We start from the raw sequence: 17,070 nt of genomic DNA, 5'->3' as shown, positions 1-17,070 counted from the left end.
AGAAGATAATGGTGCGACTAGCTGGACTCGAACCAGTGACCCCCACCATGTCAAGGTGGTGCTCTAACCAACTGAGCTATAGTCGCACTGAAGAAGTGAAAACAAGCGCATTATAGAGAATGAAACTAAGATTAGCAAGATTCAGATTCGTTTTTTGCTTTAAGTGCTTGTTTTTAAATCATATTGAGTCTTTTTTGTGTAAAAATTTGCTTATCCTCCCAACGAATCATTGTTAAATAGTTGCCCCATACACAACCTGTATCAAGCGCATAGATATGTTTAGGCGTTGTATAGCCGATAAGACTTGCCCAATGACCAAATATGATAGGATGATGAAATTTAGGGTTATCCAACTCAAACCATGCTTTTAATTCTTGAGGCGCTTGTTCGACTGGCAATTTGCATTCAAAGTCTAAGCGTTTGTCGGCATAGCAAAACCGCATTCGAGTACAAACATTGATTGTGTAACGCAAGCGTTCTATCCCTGTTAATTCTGGTGACCAACGATCAGGGCTATTGCTGTACATTTGCTGAAGTAATGCAGGATAATCATTGCTTTGTAATACATGTTCTACTTCCTTAGCACAGTTTAGCGCGGTATCCAAATCCCATTCAGGACTAATACCCGCATGAACTAACACAAATTGATGAATGGGGTGCAGTGCTACAAGCGGTTGATTTCGCAACCAATTTTGCAAATCAGTGCGGTCTGGTGCATGGAAAATCGGATCAACTTTGTCCTTGGGTTTTACTCTTTTGATGCCTTCAAGTGTTGCAAGGAGATGTAGATCATGGTTTCCTAATACAACGGTGACTTGTTTACCAAGGCTCTTAACAAAACGTAAGCATTCGAGTGATTTATCACCTCGAGCAACTAAATCACCCGTTAACCACAGTTCATCTTCTTCTGGGTTAAATTTAGCTTGAGCTAAAATTGCCTGAAATTCATCAAAGCAGCCATGTAGGTCACCGATAATATAAGTTGCCATAGATTTTCCTAAAGAGATCGATTTTGCAAATTTTTTGCGATCTTAGACCGCTTGCACAGGGCTTTGCAAGCGTTAAAAGCGACTTTCGATGATCAGATTCGCATTTTTATCCGTGTAAGCATATAGGCTTGGTAAGTTGCTATGATGTTTAGCATAGCCAAGTTGCAGTTTGGGTGTAAACCCGAACCAATGCCAATCTCGTTTCCAAAGGGTAAGATTAATGCTGTTCACACGATCATGGCGAATTTTACCCAGATTAAGTTTGCCACCCAGCACCGCAGTGTCTTTATAATGTCTGTCGGTGTAAGCAAGGGTCAGGCGGCTTGATAATCCAAGTGTTTGCCATTCCTGCTGCCAGCCGAAACGTAAGCTTTTGGTATCAGAACTATGTTGTTTCAATACGGTTTTATCTCGGTTGAAATCCGTGCCAATAAAGAAAAATTGTTGCGGATTACGTAGCCAGAGTAGGGTGGCTGAAGCAAGTTTATAGTTGCCATTGTAAATGTGTTGGTCGAAATAGCGTTTTTTACCATACTCGAATGCAGTAGCAAGTTGCCAGCGAGAAGAAAGCCAATGCGCATGTTCTAGCCTTAATCCGTTTGTCCAGCGTTCTGATTGATGATGTTTCCAGCGTTTTTCATAAAATGGCAATACGCGGGTGGCTTGGTGTGACTTTTTGTAAGCATAGCCAAACAAAGCGCGATTGGTAATTTCATCGTAGTCATGATTATCCCAATAAAGTTCCCCCTGCGTTTGATTATCGAAACTAAGGTAATGCGAGCCAAGTAGGTTAAAATCTCTTTGTAGTCCAAAAGAATAGTGAATTCCGTGCGCAGTTTGTGGTAACAGGTTAGGCTGTTTCACATAGCCGGTATGCTCAATTTCAGTTTGTTTGGATGTGTTATTGATATTACCATCCCGTACATAGTGGGCAGAGAAATTGAACTTCCAAGCTTGTTTTTTCTCCAGATATTGCTGATACTGTTCAATCAGTTGCTGCACTTTATAAGGTAGATTTTCGGCACTTTTAGCTTTATCGAATTGTTCACTTGCCGCATTCGTTTGTTGATCATGTAGTAATGCAATTGCCAGTTCAATTCGTACGGTATTTAGTTCAGGTTGTTTAGCAAGAATAGTGCGAAACTCTCGAATAGCTTGTGAATAATTTCCTTTAAGTAGCGCGATTTTACCTTGAGCATAGCGCAATAAAATTGGGTCAATATGGGCAAAATCTTGATAAATTGTGACCAGTTTTTCCATATTAGTGAGCTGGCGAGTATAGATAGCTTGGCTGAGTAATTTTTCGGTTAATGCCTGATTAGCACGTAATTCAGCTTCGTTAAAAATGTGGCGAGACGATTGTTCCACTGCAAGCTGTAAGGGTGCCGATGTTGGTTTAGCAATATGTTCTATTTGGCTAGGTGTACTATTGGGATCTTGAGCAAAGAGTAATGTCGGAAAAAAAAACAGTAATGGAAATTTCTTCATTTCTTATCCTTAGAAAAAGAAAAGGGCTGTTACCAGCCCTTTTAGCTATGGCGAGCCTATTTTTCAGTTTTCACTGCACCAAATACAGCGTTATATTTAGTTATGCCGTTATCTTTTATATTATCTTCTTTTTCTAATTGTATAGACCCTACAGCATCGTTTAAAGTTGGTCCAACTAATTTTACTGAATAGTCTCCTTCTAAATCATCTTGTTTATCTGCGGTAGCTGTACCGTAGAAACCAATTTCATAGGTTGGCTGGAAAGCTGCTGGTGCAAGCTTGCTTTGTTCAAGAGTAATTTTACCTACACTGTTACTATTTACTGTACCGGTTAATGTGCTGTTTTCCCATTTACTATCTAAATGCAGACTAAGGGTAACATCACCATCAATTTTAGGTGTCTCAACTACCGATTGTCCATTGATCTGTTTTTCCACACGGGCAATTACATTACCTTTATATTCAGCATCACCCAGTAGCTCATTATTCCATTTACCATTTTTACCTTGTAAAGTGTAAACCGTATATTCGGCACTATTAGTATTACTACCAGCCCCGCTATCTTCAGAAATACCATCACTGTCGCGACCGGTTTTTAGTTGCACGTGGAACAGATTACTATTTTCGGCATCAGTAAAAAGAGCACCATAGCTAGAATACGGTTGATTGATGTAGAGGTAGCTAATTTCTTGGCTATTACCAACCAATCTAGAGTCTTTATAGCTGCCTTGATGCAGGCCAAGGTAGTTATCGCCTCGATTGTTAAGAGATTTAATAAAACGACTGTCTTGAGTATTTTGACCTAATTCAAAACCAAGAGAATAGTTATATTCTGTATCTCCAAACTCTTGGCTGGCTCCAAGTGGTGATTTATCACTTTTTAGGTGGTAATCCGTATGATCTGCTCTTGCGCTACTTACATTAACTAAACTTCCTGTCTGACTTAATGCAACAACTCGCCATGCCTGGCCTTTGCTATCCTCATTAATACCAGAAGCGTACGGTTTATTCTTTGGTATATCAGGTTGTGCGGGTTGTTCTGGTTGAGCAGGTTTTTCTGGTTGAGCAGGTTTTTCTGGTGTAGGAACAACGGGCTCTGGCTGTTTTGGTGTTTCGGCTGGAGTAACCGGTTTTGGTTGCTCAGGTTTAGCAGGAATGTTATTGGCTTTATTCGATTCTTCCTTTTTATCCTTTTCCTTTGTGATTTGAATTGGTTGAGGCTCTGAATTTTTTGCTACCACAGATAGACCATGGCTAGATTTACAGCCAGTAATCACAAAAGAAACCGCAATTGCGGCAAGAGTAAGTTTAAATGTAGAACGCATGTTTTATCTCCGTTAGGTTAAATCCATAAAATTTTAATGGATATATTTCCTGCTTGGCAAGAGGGGAAAGATAAAAATATATAATTTTTTTATGGTTATTATTGTCAAGCCTCATATTTTGCAGTAACTTATTAACCATAATTATTTTATGGAGAATAAAATTGTTTAATAAAAAATTACTAGCTGTGTTGATTTCAGCCCAATTTAGCCCGCTTGTTTGGGCAAACAATAACGATGTTGCAGTGTTAGACGAAGTTTCAGTAGTTGGTAGTACACCGAGTATTTCGCAAGGAAGTGAAGTTACCTTACTGAAAGTCAGTGATAAAATTATTGCAGGTAAGGAATTTAAAAAGCGCTCAGCAACGCTGGGCAATGCGCTTGCAGCGGAGTTAGGTGTACACAGTAACCCGTTTGGCGGTGGCGCGAGTAAGCCAATTATCCGTGGCCAAGAAGGCGCGAGAATTCGTATTCTGCAAAACGGTTCGGATGTGATTGATATGTCAAACCTATCGCCAGATCATGCGGTGGTTGCCGATTCATTGCTTGCTAAACAGGTAGAAATTTTGCGTGGTTCCAGTACCTTGCTTTATGCTAGCAGTTCACCGGCTGGGATTGTGAATGTGGTAGATAAACGCATTCCAACTGAGATCCCAGAAAAGGGCTATGAAGTGGAACTCAATAGCCGTTTTGATACCGCTGCCAAAGAGAAAGTCGGTGCATTAGGAGCAACCTTTGGTATCGGCAAACATATTGCGGTGCGAGCCGAAGGGCTGACCCGCCACAGCGATAACTACCGTGTTCCAGGGATTAATTTAGGCGAACGGTTAAACTATGTACCGGATACTTATAATAAATCCAAAGTCGGTACGTTAGGATTGTCCTTTGTTGGTGAGCAAGGTTATATCGGTGCGTCATACAGTAAACGGCGGGATAACTATGGCTTACCAGGGCATAACCATAAATTCGATTTCTGTACTGGTCATATTTACGGCAATAAACGGGACAAATACGCCTATACCTATCTCTATCCGCATTTGATTGGCGAGGAAAACATTGGGAGCAATCCGCATTTCCACTGTGGAACTAATCATGCAGAAGATGGTACACACAGTCACGATAATCCATTCGGACACGATCACGACCATACACACCCTGGTCCATGGGTTGATTTAGAATCCAAACGATTTGATGTAAAAGCCGAGTTGCGTCAGCCATTCAAAGGTATTGATAAAATTAAAGTAAGCTACGCCGATGCCGATTATTACCATGACGAAAAAGATGCCGGTGTGTTAGCAACACGCTACCATAAACAGCTGAAAAAAGATCAGGATTATGGCAAACCGGTCAATATTTTCAAAAATCGAGGCAAAAATGCCCGCTTGGAAATCTATCATGCACCACTAGATGGTTTAACCGGTGTATGGGGCGTGCAGTACCAAACTCAGAAGAGCAGCATGCATGCACCGAAAGATCGTGAAGTGAAATTCCCGCTGGTTGAAAACACGAATAAACAGATGAGCCTGTTCGGTATTGAGCAATATATGTGGGATAATTTTGCTCTTGAATTTGCTGGACGAGTAGAAAAGCAGAAGATTGAAATTGAATACGATCGCAATGAAATCAAACGCTTGCAGGATCATTATCGCATTAGTGGTGGTAAACAGGTTGAGCCAGATCTGTCTCCTTATAACCAAAATGCTTATGCCTATTCCGGTACGCTAAATTGGTTTTTCCACCCAGATTATCAGCTTTCGTTTACTGCATCGCATAACGAACGTTTCCCAACGCCGATGGAGCTGTATTATCATGGACAGCATATTGCGACTAACTCGTTTGAATACGGCAATAAAGATTTGAAAAAAGAGCAATCTAACAATGTAGAACTAGGCTTAGGTTATCAAACTGAGCGAGTTGGGTACAAAGTGAATGTTTATTACAACCACTTTAAAAACTACATTTACAATGAAAATTTATTCCGTGAAAATCAGTTATTTATGCGTCGTTATAACCAGGCAAAAGCCCGTTTTTACGGCATAGAAGCTGAGGCAAGCTACCGCTTTAACAACAAATACCAAGCCACGATTTTTGGTGATATGGTAAGAGGCTGGCTGACCAATTTACCTCCACTGACGGTAAACAGCGATTACAGCGTATTTAAAGATTATTTACCAAAAGATGCTAAACCAGGTGAAGATTATTTGATTTATCGTGCTGATCAAAATACGCCTCGAACCCCTCCTGTACGACTAGGTTTTCGTTTTAATGCGGAGTTTACCCCAAATTGGTCAGGAGATTTAGAATTGATCCGTACCTTTACTCAACGCCGTACCAGCCAGTTGGAATATATCACGGAAGGTAATACGATGTTAAATATCGGTGTGGCATATAGTAATAAGTGGAAAGATTTGGATTACAAAATCAGCCTAAACGGTACGAATCTGCTGAATCAGCCAGTTTATATTCATACCTCCTACCACCAATTTGTGCCGCAAATGGGGCGTAACTTTATCTTAGGAATGGAAATGAAATTTTAAAGAAAACGAAGGCTTTCAGAGATGAAAGCCTTCTTTGTTTATATTAGCTAAAGCAATAATTCGCCGACAATACTGCGAGTTTCCAATCGTACTTCGGTTAATCTCAGCTTAACCATTTGCCCAATTTGATACGCTTTTTCACCGTTAATCAATAAAGCTAAGGCTTCTGGGCTAAATTGTACTTCATCTTTATTTGGATGAATGGTAGAAAATGGAACGAAAATAGACGCACCATTTTCAATCACACGCACACGCAAGCCGCCACGAGAGACGTCGTGAATTTCGCCCTCAAACTCTACATTTTTCTCTACCATCGGTTCAAGATAGCGAGCATAAAGCCAGTCGGCAATATCACGCTCAACGAGACGATTCTGTTTACGTGCTTCTTGTAAGCGAACGAGTACGCTCTCTTCTACTGCAAGCGGTGATTTTTGCGCCAAAATTTGCTTAATGATGCGGTGATTTACCATATCACCATATTTACGAATTGGCGATGTCCAAGTCGCATAATGAGAGATCCCTAAGCCTAAATGTGGTGCTACGCTGTTTTTAAACTCTGCAAAGGTGAGATAACGGCGTAAACGCAACTCCAAAAAGTTCGTTTGAGTCTGTTCACTATACGCATCTATATCACGACGCATTTCGCAATAACCATCAAGTGTAGTTAAACGCTCTGGGGCATAACGTTCACTTAATGCTTCACGATTTTCATCATCTGCCAGTGTCTCTAATAAGAATTTGCGAGCAGGCTCTAAATTTTTACTATCAAAACCACTATGCGTATTGAATACCCCTGTACCAGCGTATTGTTCAAGATATTTCGCACAGCAAATGTTGGCAAGAATCATCGATTCTTCAATCATTTGATTGGCAATACGGCGAAAATCTACGTGAATATCACGCACGGAACCGTCTTCATTTAATTCAAACGAATAATCACCACTTTCTTTGAAAAGTAAGGCATTTTGTTTACGCCATTCAATGCGGGCAAGGGTAAATTGATGTAACCATTCAATTTGTTGACGAGTTTCGTGACTTTCTGGCTGCCAACTATTTTCTAGCTGCTCAATAAAATCCGATACATCGTTGTAAGCCAAACGATCATGCGATTTTACCCACGCAGACACAAAACGTGTTTCACCCACAATCTCGCCTGCTTTATTCGTTTCAATAAAAGCAACGAGAGCAGGACGTTTTTCATTTGGCACAAGCGAGCAAAGTTCATCTGAAAGCTCACGAGGTAACATCGGAATGTTAAATCCCGGCAAGTAATTAGTAAAACAACGCTGCCGAGCATCTTTTTCTAAACGAGAATTTTCAGGAATATACGCTGTTGGATCAGCAATGGCGACGACTAATTTCCAGCCGTTATCGGTTGGCTCAATATAGAGTGCATCGTCCATATCCTGCGTACTTGGGCTATCAATTGTGGTGAAATAAAGATGCGTCAAATCCTCACGATCTAATTCATCGTGCAATTCATAACTTGCTTCGCCTTTTACCGGTTCACGAGGCTGTTCGTGGCGAGCTAGTGTTACCCACCAGGGGGCATAGTTATCATTTGCTTCACAAATAAATTGCGTAATCTGTGCAAAGAAAAAACGATCATCACGCAGAGGGTGCGTGCGAAGTTGTGCCACCACCCAATCATTTTCTTTGAGTTCTTGGCTGACTTTTTTATTCACATTCGCCCCAATACGATTGTTAATGCTAGGATGATCTACGGCAAGTTGTAATTTACCGTCTTTGTTAAATTTCACCTGTGCAATAAAACGCTCAAGCATAGGCTCAATAAGGCTGTCAATTTCAACCTGTGCTTTATCGCCTTCACGCTTAACGACAGCTTTTACTCTATCGCCATGCATGACCTTTTTCATTTCTGGAGGCGGGATAAAAAAGCTTTCTTTATCGCACTCTAAAAAGCCATAAGCTTTGTCAGATGCTTTTACTACGCCTTCCACATACTCTTTGGACGCTTCAATTTGTTGTTTTAGCTGGGCTAAAAGGGGATTATTTTGGAACATAGTTTCATCAGTGATAAAATAAAAATTCCCCAAGTTATTTAAAATGGGGAAGTGTGGCTTCGACAAGCTCAGCCACCGCGAATATAAAAAATGTAGCTCAGATAGGCTCTGCTATCGTAGAAATAAAAATGGTCGTTGAGCTTGTTAAAACGACCATTTTTTATGGATTATTCAATATCACCCATCGCTACTGTGCTATAACCAGCATCAACGTGTACGACTTCGCCAGTGATACCGCCTGCTAAATCAGAACATAGGAATGCCGCAGAATTACCCACATCATCAATGGTTACACAACGGCGTAATGGAGCAGTTTTTTCAAAGCTAGACAACATTTTCTTGAAGTCTTTGATACCACTTGCAGCAAGAGTGCGGATTGGGCCTGCGGAAATCGCATTGACACGAATACCATCTTTCCCCATATCGGCAGCCATCACACGAGTTGCTGCTTCAAGAGACGCTTTTGCCAAGCACATTACATTGTAGTTTGGAATTGCACGTTCTGCACCTAAATAAGACAGCGTTAAAAGTGCCGAATTTGGATTTAAGTATGGGCGAGCAGCTTGTGCCATTGCTACAAAACTATATGCACTAATATCGTGCGCAATACGGAAACCTTCGCGGGTTGCAGCGTTTACATAATCGCCATCGAGCTGATCGCCAGGAGCAAAGCCGATAGAATGCACAAAACCATCAAATTTTTCCCATTTTTTGCTAAGTTCAGCAAAACAATTCGTGATGCTATCATCAAATGCCACATCCATTGGTAAAACAATGTCTGAACCAAATTCAGTTGCAAATTCTTCCACGCGAGCTTTCAATTTATCATTTAAGTAGGTGAAAGCCAGCTCTGCACCTTGTGCTTTCATTGCTTTGGCAATGCCGTAAGCAATAGAACGGTTGCTGGCTAAGCCAGTGATTAAAATACGTTTACCTGCTAAAAAGCTCATAATTAATTCCTTCTATAAAAATAAATCAATGCCCAAAGGCAAAACGGTGGGATTATAGCGAAAACTCGTCTATTCGAGCAAATACAAGCGGTGTGATCGGACGAGTTTTTTGCAAAAATCGCACTACACAAGCTTTTTTATCGGCTTTAACTTGAAATTAAGGATTTCAGCCTTATCATAAGCAACATTTTGGGTAACGGAATAAAGAAATGGGTAGAAAACGCAGTGCAAGTTCCTCTCGTTGGCTTGCAGAACATTTTAAAGATCAGTTTGTACAAAAGGCACATAAGCAGAAATTGCGTTCTCGTGCTTATTTTAAATTAGATGAAATCCAGCAAACCGACCGTTTGTTTAAACATGGAATGACAGTGGTCGATCTTGGTGCAGCACCGGGTGGGTGGTCACAATACGTAGTGACCCAGATTGGTAGTAAAGGACGTGTGATTGCTTGTGATATTCTAGACATGAATCCTATTGTTGGTGTTGATTTTCTTCAGGGCGATTTCCGTGAAGAGAGTGTATTAAATGCGCTTTTAGAACGAGTGGGTGAAGAAAAAGTCGATGTTGTCATGTCAGATATGGCACCCAACTTTAGTGGTATGCCATCAGTAGATATCCCGCGTGCAATGTATTTAGTTGAATTAGCACTAGATATGTGTCGTCAAGTACTCGCCCCTAAAGGGAGTTTTGTCGTAAAGGTATTCCAAGGTGAAGGCTTTGATGAATATTTGCGGGAAATTCGCTCTCTATTTAGTAGTGTAAAAGTGCGTAAACCTGAAGCTTCACGCGATCGCTCACGTGAAGTTTATATTGTGGCGACAGGCTATAAAGGCTAGTTGATAGTTTTTGCCGAATGCTATGAATATGGCAAACGATGGCAATTTATAGTACCCTTGCATAGATTTTTATTAAAAAAGAGGAAAACCCTTGAACGACTTATTCAAAAATATCCTGCTGTGGGTAGTGATCGGCGTCGTGCTGATGACTTCTTTCCAAGGATTTAACGACACTTTCTCCAATACTAATAAAGTTGAATATTCAGCATTTATTAACGATGTAAAAGAGAATCGTGTTAAAGCCGTCAATTTCAAAAATAATGACGAAGTGATTTCTGTCACCCGCAATAATGGCTCAGAATACCAAACAGTGATGCCAATTTATGATCGTGATTTACTTAATGATCTCCTTAATAAAAATGTCACTGTTGTTGGAGAACCCGCTGAGCGCCGTAGCTTACTCTCACAAATTTTGATTTCATGGTTTCCAATGCTGATGCTAATCGGCTTTTGGATGTTTTATATGCGTCAAATGCAAGGTGGAGGGCGTGGTGGTGCCATGGGTTTTGGTAAAAGTAAAGCTAAAATGCTTGCACCAGATCAAGTTAAAACAAGCTTTGCAGATGTTGCCGGTTGCGATGAGGCTAAAGAGGAAGTTGCTGAAATTGTGGAATTTTTGCGGGATCCAAGCAAATTCCAAAAACTGGGCGGTAAAATTCCCAAAGGTGTGTTAATGGTAGGTCCACCAGGAACAGGGAAAACATTATTAGCAAAAGCGATCGCAGGGGAAGCGAAAGTACCATTCTTTACAATGGCAGGTTCAGATTTTGTAGAAATGTTTGTCGGCGTTGGTGCATCGCGTGTACGAGATCTCTTTGACCAAGCTAAGAAAAATGCCCCTTGTATCATTTTTATTGATGAAATTGATGCCGTTGGTCGCAAGCGTGGTGGCGCTGGTTTTAGCGGAGGACACGATGAACGTGAACAAACCCTCAATCAGATGCTAGTTGAAATGGATGGTTTTGAAGGCTCAGAGGGGATTATCATCATTGCTGCGACTAACCGTGCAGATGTTTTGGATAACGCTTTAACTCGCCCAGGGCGTTTTGACCGTCAAGTCACAGTTGATTTACCAAATGTAAAAGGACGTGAACAAATTTTGCAAGTTCACATGAAAAAAGTACCGCTTGCACCTGATGTTGATCCTATGCTGGTTGCTCGTGGAACACCAGGATACTCTGGTGCACAGCTAGCTAACTTAGTGAATGAAGCGGCGTTATTCGCAGCAAGAGCGAATCAGAAAGTCGTTACCATGAATGATTTTGAAAAGGCTCGCGATAAAATCAATATGGGGCCAGAACGCCGTTCTAATACCATGACCGAACGCGAGATTGAAAATACGGCATACCACGAAGCAGGACACGTAATTGTGGGTTATTTGATGCCTGAACACGATCCTCTTAATAAAGTAACGATTGTTCCGCGTGGTCAAGCATTAGGCTTCGCTCAATTCTTACCGGAAGGTGACCGTGTTAGCGAAACCTTTACTAAGCTGGAAAGCCAACTTTCCACCTTATTTGCAGGGCGTATCGCGGAAGGGCTTATTTTTGGCGAAGATAAAATCACGACAGGAGCGTCATCTGATATTCACCGAGCAACTCAAATTGCACGCGCAATGGTTACTCAGTGGGGCTTCTCGAAAGAGCTTGGACCATTATTTTATCAAAATGAAGATGGCATGGGCGCAATTAAAGGCGTATCTGAAGATAGCCAAAAATTAATCGACCAAGAAATGCGAAAAATTATTGACCGTAATTATGCTCGTGCAAAACAAACTTTAGAGGATAATATTGATATTTTGCACGCAATGAAGGCTGCGTTAATCAAGTATGAAACTCTTGATCGTAAACAAATTGATGATTTGATGGCCCGCCGACCTGTTGGTGATCCAGCGGGTTGGAATGATAAAGGTGATAATAATCCACCACCATCAGATACAACTAAAATGGAAGATGAACCGAAAACAGCTGATGATTTCGACAATCTGACCAATCCTGGCCATTAACATATAACGTAGTTAAAAGCCGAGAGTGTAAACACATTCTCGGTTTTTTTATTTAAGCGCTATACAATAATTGTGCAATCGACTTTACATTGTAAAAAATAAATTACAACTTAATTTGCAGTTCTGATAGAATGCTTCCACTGTTTTTTAATTAGGAAATTTCACCATGCAAAATAAAACGTTGGGTAGTACCTTAATTGTTGCAGGGACTACGATTGGGGCAGGAATGTTAGCTATGCCACTTACCTCTGCTGAAATGGGCTTTGGTATGACATTAACATTATTGATTGTTCTTTGGTTATTGCTTTCATATAGCGCATTATTATTTGTTGAGCTTTATCAACGTGCTCCCGCTACTGATTCGGGTATTGCAACACTCGCAGAAGAATATTTTGGTATCGCAGGGCGCGTACTGGCTACCTTGTCGCTGGTTATTTTTATGTACGCAATTTTAACCGTCTATTCTCTTGGCGGTGGAAATCTACTTGCACCATTCCTTGAGTTTGCTGGTGAAAATGCCGAAAAAATTGCAATTATTGGCTTTGTAACCGTCTTTGCTATTGCAGTGACAGTCGGCACTGGCGCAGTAGATGGTGTTACACGTTTACTCTTTATCGGTAAGTTAATTGCATTTGCTCTAGTATTATTCACGATGCTGCCAAAAGTCACCCTTGAAAATTTAGGTGCAATGCCGTTACATCATTTTTTAATTATTTCGGCTAGCCCTGTTTTCTTTACCTCTTTCGGCTTCCATGTCGCGATTCCAAGCATCAATAAATATTTAGATGGCGATGTTCGCCGCTTACGCTTTGCAATCATTGCAGGTACAGCCATTCCATTAGTTGCTTATATTTTATGGCAAATGGCAACTCACGGAGTCTTTAGCCAAATGCAATTTGTTGAAATTATCCGCAAAGATCCAACACTAAATGGCTTAGTAGAAGCAACATTCCAAGCAACGGGCAGCAGTTTTATTAGTGGTTCCGTACGTATTTTCTCTGCACTTGCGTTAATTACCTCATTCTTAGGGGTTTCGCTTTCGCTTTTTGATTGCTTAGATGATTTATTAAAACGCGTAAATGTGAAAGCAAATCGCATTGTATTAGGTCTATTAACATTCGTGCCGGTACTTGCATTTGCCTTGTTCTATCGCGATTTCTTAGCTGTATTAAGCTATGCTGGTCAAATGTTTACTTTCTACGGATTAGTATTGCCTGTCGCAATGGTATGGGTAGCAAGAAAACGTTATCCGGATATGCCATACCGTGTTGCAGGAGGCTCAATTGCACTGATTCTTGCGCTCGTCTTAGGCTTAATTATTATCAATGTACCATTCTTAATTGAGGCGGGATTATTACCTAAAGTCGTGGGTTAATAGTCGTAAAGATAGCAAGCGGTCGAATTTGCAAAAAAATCTGCAAAATCGACCGCTTTGCTTTAGCATCTGCTAATAATTCAAATAAAGCCTTAGACCAAGTTGCTGGAACAAGCTACAATAGTATTAGTACAAATCTCTGAAAAGGTGTTGTTATGGAAAATAAAAAACTACCGAAAGCATTAGATGCTATCGATCTCAAAATCCTAAGTGAATTACAACGTAACGGTAAAATCTCAAATATCGAACTTTCTAAACGTGTGGGATTATCGCCAACACCTTGCTTAGAAAGAGTGAAGCGCTTAGAAAAACAAAATGTCATCATGGGGTATCGGGCGTTATTAAATCCAGAGTTACTAGATGCGCCATTACTTGTTATTGTTGAAATTACGTTGGTCAGAGGCAAACCCGATGTATTTGAAGAGTTCAACCGTGCAGTACAACAACTCGATGAAATTCAAGAATGCCATCTTGTTTCAGGGGATTTCGACTATTTACTTAAAACACGTGTAGCCGATATGTCTGCATATCGGAAGCTACTAGGAACAACACTGCTACGCTTGCCGGGAGTAAATGACACCCGTACCTATGTGGTAATGGAAGAAGTAAAACAGACCAACTATTTGCTATTAAAATAAGGATAAGTCGTGTTAAAAGGACAAGAAAATTTAATCAAACTCGCCCTTTTTCTAACCATTGCATTTGGCATCTATTTAATTATCGCATGGGCGAGCTATAGTCCACTTGATAATGCATGGTCGGTTGCCAGCAGTGCCACACATACTGTGTTAAATAAAACCGGTATCTTAGGGGCTTGGCTGACCGATTTGCTATTGGCAATGTTTGGTAAAGTCGCCGTTATTGCGCCACTGGTACTCAGTTTTAGCGCTGCTTATGCGCTTGTTTTAGGGTTAAGCCCACAATTAACTTGGAAATCTATTAGCTTATGGCTTGCCAGTTTTAGTTTACTAATGATTGGGTTAAGCGCTTTAGCACATGTTATTTTACCTAATTCAGCCTATTATTTATCTGGTGGTTTTATTGGAGGTCTATTCGAGCAAGGACTTGGCAATGGCTTTGGTCAATTTGCCGTGCTATTTCTAGGTATGCTTTTTACCTCTATCGGCTTTTATTTTTGCTCTGGGCAGGTGCTATTACAACTTGCTAGCCGCTTATACGAATGGATCTTAAATGACAAAGAGAGTAAAACCGAGGAAACGGTTTCATCTTCCTCTGAACAAGCGGTTGAAAATGGCGAAAATCTTGCAAAGCCATCAGAGTCAGTCGCAGAGTTAGCAGCCTCTAATATTGATAAAGAAAGAGAAGAAAATGCAACGAATAACGTAGAAAACCAGCAACTGACAGATATCTCTCACTTCGTGCGCCCTAAAATTAGCGGCTTAAAATCATCAGTAGTCCCCGCACAAATCAACGATGATAGCCTAACAGATATTACCCAGTTTGATACAAGCCGTGCGCAAGATTTACCAAAAGTAAATGTAGAAATGGGAGAAGATGATGCAATTTTCACACACAGTGTAGAAAATAGGAATGATGAAATAGATGCAGATCTCGCATTCGAATCGGTCATCATGCCAACAATTCGCCTAAATTCACAGCAAAATCAGCCAGTAGCAGCGGCAGAAGAGGTGGAAAAGATAACAAAACCACAATCACTAGAAGAAGCAAACCTGCAGGTGAATGTTCCTGTAGAGATGTTTGCAACACCTGAAGTTGTGGAAGAACCCGAATTCATGCAGCCAATCCCCAAAGTGCATGTTCGCCCATTAGAAGAACAAACGGCAGATGAACGCATTGCAATTTTACGCGAAGTTGCGCAAAACGATGAAGAAGAATGGCAAGAGAAATTACCCCAAGTAAAGCCATTTGCTGCAGAAGCTGAGAAATCGATTGAAACAGCTAACAAATCCAGCTATCCAAATGGAGGATACGGGACAAGTTTAGTACACCCATTATTGCAGAAAAAACAGAATACGCAAAAACCCACCACACCATTACCGACATTAGATTTGCTCACAGCACACCCTGCAGAAAAACAGCAGATTACCGAACAAGAAATTCGTGAAATGTCGCAACGCATTGAACAAGAATTAGCAAATTTCCGAGTCAAAGCCACAGTAGAAGATGTGCTAGTAGGCCCTGTTGTTACTCGCTATGAAATTCAACCAGCGGCAGGCACGATTGCGGCAAAAATCACACGTTTAGAAAATGATCTTGCCCGAGCCTTAATGTTTAGTGCTATCCGCATTACCGAAAAGGTTGCAGGTAAGCCTTATATGGGCATTGAAGCGCCAAACCGTCATCGTGAAACAGTCTGGTTACGCGAAGTCTTAGATAGTGAAGAATTCCGCAATAGCCGTTTTACCTTACCAATGGCATTGGGTAAAGATATTAGTGGTAAACCTGTGGTTGTTGATATGGCAAAAATGCCACACTTGCTCGTAGCAGGGCAAACAGGTGGTGGTAAATCTGTAGGCGTAAATACAATGATCTTGAGTTTATTGTTTAAACTCTCTCCTGATCAAGTACGTTTCATTATGATAGATCCAAAAGTGGTTGAACTTTCTATTTATAACGATATTCCACACTTGCTTACGCCTGTTGTAACAGATATGAAAAAAGCCGAGAATGCGTTGCGCTGGGCAGTGGAAGAAATGGAACGCCGTTATCTACTTTTAAGCAGTTTAAGTGTACGTAATATTGAAGGCTATAATGAGAAGATTCGCCAAGCGGATGAAGAGTATGGTTATCCTATTCCAAATCCATTATGGAAACCTGGTGATACCATGGATGCGCTACCACCACCGCTTGAGAAAATGAGCTATATTGTGCTAGTTGTTGATGAGTTTGCCGATTTAATGATGTCCGCGGGCAAGCAAGTTGAAGATCATATTATGCGTATTGCCCAAAAAGCCCGTGCAGTGGGGATTCATTTAATCCTCGCGACTCAACGACCATCAACCGATGTCATTACAGGTGTGATTAAAGCAAACATTCCAAGCCGTATTGCTTTTACGGTGGCAAGCCAAATTGACTCCCGTACAATCCTCGATGCAGGAGGTGCGGAAAGTTTACTCGGACGGGGCGATATGCTTTATTCTGCCTCAGGTAGCCCTGAAATTATGCGTGTTCACGGGGCATTTATGACCGATGATGAAGTGCAACGTGTGGCGGATAACTGGCGAGCAAGAGGTAAACCTGATTATATCGAAAGCATTGTTGCCTCTAGAGATGAGGGCGAGAGTAGCGGAGAACGAAACGAAAATGATGAGGTCGATCCACTATTTGATGAGATCGCTCAGTTTATGATTGACGGAGGAGCAACCTCAATTAGCGGTATCCAACGTCGTTTCTCACTAGGCTTTAACCGTGCGGCACGCATTATCGACCAGCTTGAAGAGCAGGGCATTCTCTCTGCACCTGATAGCCGAGGTAAGCGAGAAGTGCTTGCAAGATAGGGGAAAATGTTCTTTGAACAAAAAAGAGAACAAGGGGAAACTTGTTAAAACCTACGAAAATCTTT

Annotated in this window: 11 protein-coding genes and 1 tRNA gene; 6 read left to right on the top strand and 6 right to left on the bottom strand. The window is 41.0% G+C overall.

What is annotated here, in order from left to right; genetic code table 11:
* Positions 1–9 precede the first annotated feature (9 nt).
* From F542_RS05500 to F542_RS05485, 4 genes are all read right to left on the bottom strand, one after another.
* A tRNA-Val gene (locus F542_RS05500) sits at positions 10–86 on the bottom strand.
* A gap of 87 nt (positions 87–173) precedes the next feature.
* Positions 174–989: a bis(5'-nucleosyl)-tetraphosphatase (symmetrical) ApaH gene (apaH, locus tag F542_RS05495; protein WP_015432500.1), complete on the bottom strand. Its 816-nt coding sequence runs from the start codon at positions 987–989 to the stop codon at positions 174–176.
* 72 nt (positions 990–1,061) lie between these two features.
* Positions 1,062–2,477 (bottom strand): surface lipoprotein assembly modifier, encoded by a 1,416-nt coding sequence (locus tag F542_RS05490; RefSeq protein ID WP_015432501.1) that lies wholly within the window; start codon positions 2,475–2,477, stop codon positions 1,062–1,064.
* Between the two features lie 56 nt (positions 2,478–2,533).
* The gene (locus tag F542_RS05485) at positions 2,534–3,802 is read right to left on the bottom strand and encodes a hypothetical protein (protein ID WP_015432502.1); all 1,269 of its coding nucleotides are present in this window, start codon (positions 3,800–3,802) and stop codon (positions 2,534–2,536) included.
* 161 nt (positions 3,803–3,963) lie between these two features.
* Here F542_RS05485 and F542_RS05480 point away from each other — a divergent pair, with 161 nt between their 5' ends.
* Positions 3,964–6,336 carry a TonB-dependent receptor gene (locus F542_RS05480; protein ID WP_025267062.1) on the top strand — a complete coding sequence of 791 codons (2,373 nt, stop codon included), beginning with the start codon at positions 3,964–3,966 and terminating at the stop codon, positions 6,334–6,336.
* Between the two features lie 47 nt (positions 6,337–6,383).
* Here F542_RS05480 and F542_RS05475 read toward each other — a convergent pair whose 3' ends face one another.
* On the bottom strand, positions 6,384–8,360 hold the full coding sequence (locus F542_RS05475; protein WP_025267061.1) for an exoribonuclease II: 1,977 nt from the start codon (positions 8,358–8,360) through the stop codon (positions 6,384–6,386).
* Between the two features lie 167 nt (positions 8,361–8,527).
* Entirely contained in the window at positions 8,528–9,310 is a 783-nt protein-coding gene (locus F542_RS05470) for an SDR family oxidoreductase (RefSeq protein WP_015432505.1), read from the bottom strand.
* A 209-nt stretch (positions 9,311–9,519) separates the two neighbouring features.
* Between F542_RS05470 and rlmE the strand changes: the two genes are divergently transcribed.
* From rlmE to F542_RS05445, 5 genes are all read left to right on the top strand, one after another.
* Entirely contained in the window at positions 9,520–10,146 is a 627-nt protein-coding gene (gene rlmE / locus F542_RS05465) for a 23S rRNA (uridine(2552)-2'-O)-methyltransferase RlmE (protein WP_015432506.1), read from the top strand.
* 145 nt (positions 10,147–10,291) lie between these two features.
* Positions 10,292–12,151, top strand: coding sequence for an ATP-dependent zinc metalloprotease FtsH (gene ftsH / locus F542_RS05460; protein ID WP_231882699.1), 1,860 nt, complete (start codon positions 10,292–10,294; stop codon positions 12,149–12,151).
* A gap of 166 nt (positions 12,152–12,317) precedes the next feature.
* Complete coding sequence (locus tag F542_RS05455) at positions 12,318–13,526, top strand: aromatic amino acid transporter (protein ID WP_015432508.1); 1,209 nt, start codon at positions 12,318–12,320, stop codon at positions 13,524–13,526.
* Between the two features lie 155 nt (positions 13,527–13,681).
* A complete protein-coding gene (gene lrp, locus F542_RS05450; protein WP_015432509.1) occupies positions 13,682–14,164 on the top strand; it encodes a leucine-responsive transcriptional regulator Lrp in 483 nt (160 codons plus the stop codon).
* Between the two features lie 9 nt (positions 14,165–14,173).
* Positions 14,174–17,005 carry a DNA translocase FtsK gene (locus tag F542_RS05445; protein ID WP_015432510.1) on the top strand — a complete coding sequence of 944 codons (2,832 nt, stop codon included), beginning with the start codon at positions 14,174–14,176 and terminating at the stop codon, positions 17,003–17,005.
* Positions 17,006–17,070 lie beyond the last annotated feature (65 nt).

This window comes from Bibersteinia trehalosi USDA-ARS-USMARC-188 (assembly GCF_000521725.1).
In the GTDB taxonomy this organism is placed as follows: Bacteria; Pseudomonadota; Gammaproteobacteria; order Enterobacterales; family Pasteurellaceae; genus Bibersteinia; species Bibersteinia trehalosi.
Note: the sequence above shows the minus strand (reverse complement) of the source record. Positions and strands in the feature narration are given on the sequence as shown.